At 64.6% G+C, this 4,957-nt stretch carries 5 protein-coding genes; 4 read left to right on the top strand and 1 reads right to left on the bottom strand.

Annotated elements, in window-relative coordinates; all coding sequences use genetic code 11:
* The 4 genes from ACREE8_RS18040 to ACREE8_RS18025 all read left to right on the top strand — a co-directional run.
* A partial coding sequence (locus tag ACREE8_RS18040) for a hypothetical protein (protein WP_431574391.1) occupies positions 1-864 on the top strand: 864 nt, incomplete at its 5' end.
* 89 nt (positions 865-953) lie between these two features.
* Positions 954-2,258: an MFS transporter gene (locus ACREE8_RS18035; RefSeq protein ID WP_431574390.1), complete on the top strand. Its 1,305-nt coding sequence runs from the start codon at positions 954-956 to the stop codon at positions 2,256-2,258.
* Positions 2,259-2,388: 130 nt separating this feature from the next.
* Positions 2,389-3,183: a helix-turn-helix domain-containing protein gene (locus ACREE8_RS18030; RefSeq protein ID WP_431574389.1), complete on the top strand. Its 795-nt coding sequence runs from the start codon at positions 2,389-2,391 to the stop codon at positions 3,181-3,183.
* Positions 3,184-3,272: 89 nt separating this feature from the next.
* A complete protein-coding gene (locus ACREE8_RS18025) occupies positions 3,273-4,457 on the top strand; it encodes an EamA family transporter (RefSeq protein ID WP_431574388.1) in 1,185 nt (394 codons plus the stop codon).
* Positions 4,458-4,497: 40 nt separating this feature from the next.
* On the opposite strand, the gene ACREE8_RS18020 is transcribed toward ACREE8_RS18025, so the two are convergent.
* Positions 4,498-4,957, bottom strand: a 460-nt coding sequence (locus tag ACREE8_RS18020; protein WP_431574387.1) for a LysR substrate-binding domain-containing protein, incomplete at its 5' end; no start/stop codon positions are given.

Below are 4,957 nucleotides of genomic sequence, written 5' to 3'. Positions count from 1 at the left end.
GTCGGCATTGACCGATTGGGAAGAAACCGTGAGGCTCCATCCAGTCCGGAATGGCAACAACGTCCGAGCGCGACGAGGTTCGTGAAGGACATGAAACAGCCGCATCACTTCGAATCCACACTCGCTTCGGCTCCTCAAATGCCGACTCATGTGTGTGTTTGCGGCTACTCGCGGAGCGGCACGACGCTCTTCTACAACATGCTTCGCACCACGGTGACGAACTTCATGTTTGTGGAAAACGAGTGCCGCGCCGGGAGCGTCATCGGCGAAACCCTGGACAGCTACGTCACGAAGCGCCCTCTCGACATCTTCGCTTTCGACAACATCGTCCGGAAGAATGTCTTCGAGAAGCCTCTCTGGTTCGTCATCATGATCCGCGACATCCGGGCCGTCATCACCTCGCGTCATGTCGCCGTGCCCGACGACTATTTCGTCGCCTGGGATCATCAGTATTTCATCGAGGGACAGACGGCGACATTCACCAACCCGGGCGTTCTCGCGATCGACGAGGCGATCTCCTACGTGAAGTCTCACGCCGAATTGTCCCCCATCGTCCTGAAATACGAGGACCTTCTGCGGGACAGCGACGCGGTGCAGCGGGAACTGGGACGCCAGATCGGATTCAGGTACTCGGGCAGCTTCGGCCAGTTCTTCGAGCACGACATCCCGGAACGTCTGCAGCGTGCCCTGAACGGCAAGCGGCCCGTGGACTTGCGGAACATCGATGCCTGGCGCGCGCCGCAGCATCGCGAGCGAATTCGCCAGCAGTTCCTGGCCTGTCCGGCGCTGTTCTCCATTTTGCGCGAATACGGGTATGAGCAGGACGATAGTTGGTTCGAGGAATATCGAGCGGAGGTGCCGTAGGACTGCTCCGGCTGCAATGAGGGGCGTCACGCGAGGGACGGGGAGCCTCGATGCCCGGACCATGATTTGACCGAGGGGGATGCCGCATCATGTCGATCGAGGAAGGAAACCGTTCCCGCCGGCGGGTGGTCGCGGCCGGCATCGTCGGCAACGTGATGGAATGGTATGATTTCTCGGTCTATGGCTTCTTCGCCCGGACCATCGGCAACCTCTATTTCCCGTCCGACGATCCGTTGACCTCGCTGCTTGCCGCCTTCGGCGTCTTTGCCATCGGATTCCTTATGCGCCCGCTGGGCGCGGTCCTGTTCGGCTATATCGGCGATCGTGTCGGCCGCGGGCCCGCTTTGCTCTGGTCGGTGATCGCCATGGCGGTGCCGACCTTCGCGATCGGCCTGCTGCCCACCTATGCGCAGATCGGCGTTACGGCCTCGCTGCTGATGCTACTCTGCCGCATCGTTCAGGGCCTCGCCGTCGGCGGTGAATTCACCAGCTCGGCGGTATTCCTCGCCGAGACCGCGCATCCGCAACGCCGTGGCGGCGCCAGCGCCTGGGCGCCCTTCGGTGCTGTCGCCGGAATTCTGCTGGGCTCCGCCGTGGGCGCCACGATCATGAACGCCATGCCGCTGGAGGATGTCGTCGCCTGGGGTTGGCGGCTGCCATTCCTGTTCGGTGTGGTCGTCGGTGGCGTCGGCTTCATCCTCAGGCGGCGGATGCCCTTCGACAAGCCGGCGGCGACAAAGGGCTTTCCTTTGCTGCAGGCGTTGCGCGTGCACCCGATGCAACTGCTGCAGGTCGTCGGCATGAGCCTGGTCTTTGCGCAAGGCTTCTACCTGATCTTCGTCTACATCATCACCTGGCTGAAGCTCTTCGCCGACATCGGGGCGAGCGTCGCGCTGGAGATCAACTCCTTCAACATGGCGGTCATGCTGGTCATGATCCTCGGCATGTCGAGGCTTTCCGACCGGATCGGGCGCAAGCCGATCCTGGTGGGTGCGGCGATCGGGCTGCTGCTGTTCTCCTGGCCGCTGATGGCGCTGATGCAGACCGGACAGATCCCGCTCGTCATCCTCGGCCAGTTCGGATTTGCCTTGCTCATCGGCTCCTATGGCGCGGTCAATCCCATCGCGATCTGCGAGATTTTCCCGCGCCATGTCCGCTGCTCGGCCGTCTCGACCGCTTACAACATCACACTGGGCATCGTGGGCGGCACGGCGCCGGCGGTCGCCACATGGCTGATCGGAGTGACGGGCCACCCCATGCTGCCGGCCTTCTATATCATGGCCGGCGCGGTCATATCGGTCGTCGCGGCCCTGTCGGTGCATGAGCGCGCACGCCAGGCGATCGGCGATTCGGTCTTGCCTCATCTGCCGGCGCCCGTGAATGTGGCTCGCTGAGGCGAAGTGAGCGTCACGGGCTCATTCCGACGCTGCAGCGCTCGTCAGGGATCGAGGGATCTGTGCTTGCGGTGAGGGGATTGGTGTAGAGTTCGCCCCGAGCGGAAAATGATCGGAAGCGAGATCGGTCATGGCGAGCACCACGCACAAGAACTTCGGCGAGCAGCTGCGCTGGTGGCGAAAGCGCCGAGGCCTGTCTCAGCTCGAGCTGTCTGGTGCCGCAGGAACGTCCCAGCGCCATCTCAGTTTCCTGGAGTCCGGTCGCGCGGCGCCCAGTCAGCCGATGGTGCTGGACCTGGCTGCGGCCTTGAACCTATCGCTGCGCCAACAGAATAGCTTCCTGATATCGGCGGGCTATGCCGCCATCTGGCGGGAGGGGAAACTGGGCGAGCCCGAGCTCGCCCAGGTCGATGGTGCGCTCGATCACATTCTGGCCCAGCAGGAGCCCTTCCCGGCCTTTGTGGTGGACCGCCATTGGAACTTGCAGCGCGCCAACAAAGGCGCGGTGCGTCTGGTCGAGTTCATTCTCGGCGCGGTTCCAGCAGGGCCTGTCAATCTGGCGGATGCCCTCTTGTCGCCCGCCGTCATGCGGCCCTTCGTGGTGAACTGGGAGGAGGTGGCTCTCCACTTCATCCGAGGGGTCCAGGCCGACGCCATCGCGGACGGCTCGCCCCAATCCGCGTCGCTGCTGACCCGCCTGCTTTCTTATGAAGGATTGCAGGGGCTATCGCATTCGGCAGCCTTTGAGGAGGCGCCACGACCGCTGCTTCCGATTCATCTGCGGAAGTCGGACAAGTCCCTGCATGTCTTCACGACCATCGCCACGCTCGGAACGCCACAGGACATCACGGTTCAGGAGATCCGGGTCGAGAGCTTCTTTCCTATGGACGAGCCGACAACCCGATTCTTCCGCGAGCCGGCCTAGGGATCTCTCCGGCCATTACCTCCCACGTAATTGATTGAGGCGCCGCCGGCCCGGAGAGTGCCCCCGCAACTTTCTCGTTGGGGGCGGCAATGGAACCGGAACGGCGTGTGTCAAGCGGCGAAGCGCCCGGTGCGAGCAACAGGGGCGGCGAGACCCTCGGTCTCCTGGCCGCGATCCTGTCCAGCTCGATCGGGGGCATGAACACGGCCTTCACGCGCTATGTCATCGGCGCCACGGATCCCGTGACCCTTGCCGGCATGCGATTCGGTCTGGGTTTCCTGCTCTTGCTGCCGATGGCGCTGCTGCTGGGAAGCCGGTGGCCGAAAGGCCGCGACTGGCTTGGCGTCGCGATGCTCGGCATCCTGTTCTTTGCCATTTTCATGGGCCTCTTCAATCTGTCGCTCCGCTACACCTCCGCGGCGCGCGGCGCGTTGGCACTGTCGACCTTGCCCCTGGTGACCATGCTCGCGGCGTCGGCATTGCGGGCGGAGCCGCTGACCCGGCGCAAGTCGGTGGGCGTCTTGATCGCCATCGGCGGCGTTGCGATTGCCCTGATCACGGGCCTGGGAGACGCGCCTCGAGGCGCATGGCGCGGCGATGCGATCATGCTCGCCGCAACTCTATGCATAGCGCTCTACAGCATCTGGTCGCGCCCCTTCATCGCACGATCGAGTCCTTTGGGATTCGTCACGGCCGGCATGGGATCGGGGTCGTTGGTCGTCTGCCTGCTTGCCTTGGCGGGCGGCGGCTTTGCGAGCACGGGCGATTTCGGCGTGAGCCAATGGGCCGCTGTCGGGTATCTCGCCATTTTCGGGGCAGCGCTGACCTTCTTCCTCTGGGTGTTCGCGCTGGCGCGCACGACGCCAACGAAAGTGACGAACACGATCACGCTCAATCCCCTGACGGCTTCGATCGTGGCGACATTCCTGGTGGGCGAGCCGATCGGACTTTCCCTGATCGTCGGCATCGCCGCCGTCTTCACCGGCATCCTGATCGCGTCGACCGGCGGGCCGGGCGTGACGAAGACGCCAGCCGGCGGCTCCTCGGTCTGGCGGACCGCCATCGGCCGTCTCCGGCTGTGGCTTGGTGAACAGCATCAGCGGCGGATGAGTGTCGACCAGCTGCAGGTGATGAATGACGCGGAGCTGCACGACATCGGGCTCGCTCGCGAAGACATCACCGGCGATATCGACCGCCGGCTATGGGAGCCGCGCCTGGGAATGGTAGCCCGGAACGCTCGCCCCCGAGGCGAGGAGGATTGGAGAAGCCGATAGAGACTGCCGTGACCTGCCGAGAGTGGCAGAGCATGAGGCATCACCGCTCCCCCGGCACCTGCCGCTCCAATATGTCGAGGAACGCCCGCACCAGGCTGAGATCGCGTCGCTCCGCGAGGCAGGCGACGTACTCCGTCATGGCGAGCTCCTCGGCATCGATACGCAAAGGCACCAGCCGCCGGTCGCTGCCGAACTCGCTCTCCGAGACCACGCCGATGCCAAGCCCGGCGGCGACCGTCTCGCGCACCGCTTCGCGCGAATTGACCTCGAGCACCTCGCCCAGCGCCAGCCCGCGCGCCGCCATCGCGTTCTCGAACAGGCGCCGGGTGGTCGAGCCGATCTCGCGCAAGACCAGGCGCCGCCCGGCCAGCTCCTTCGGGGTCACGGCTTCGCGCCCGGCCCAGCCATGATCGCGCTCGACGAACGCGATCAGCCGGTCCTGGCGGAAGGGGAAGGCATAGACGCGCGGGTCCTCGGGGATGTTGGCCAGCACCGCCACG

The organism is Hypericibacter sp., from assembly GCF_050729195.1.
Taxonomy (GTDB): Bacteria; Pseudomonadota; Alphaproteobacteria; order Dongiales; family Dongiaceae; genus Hypericibacter.
This window is presented reverse-complemented; position numbering and strand designations above follow the sequence as displayed.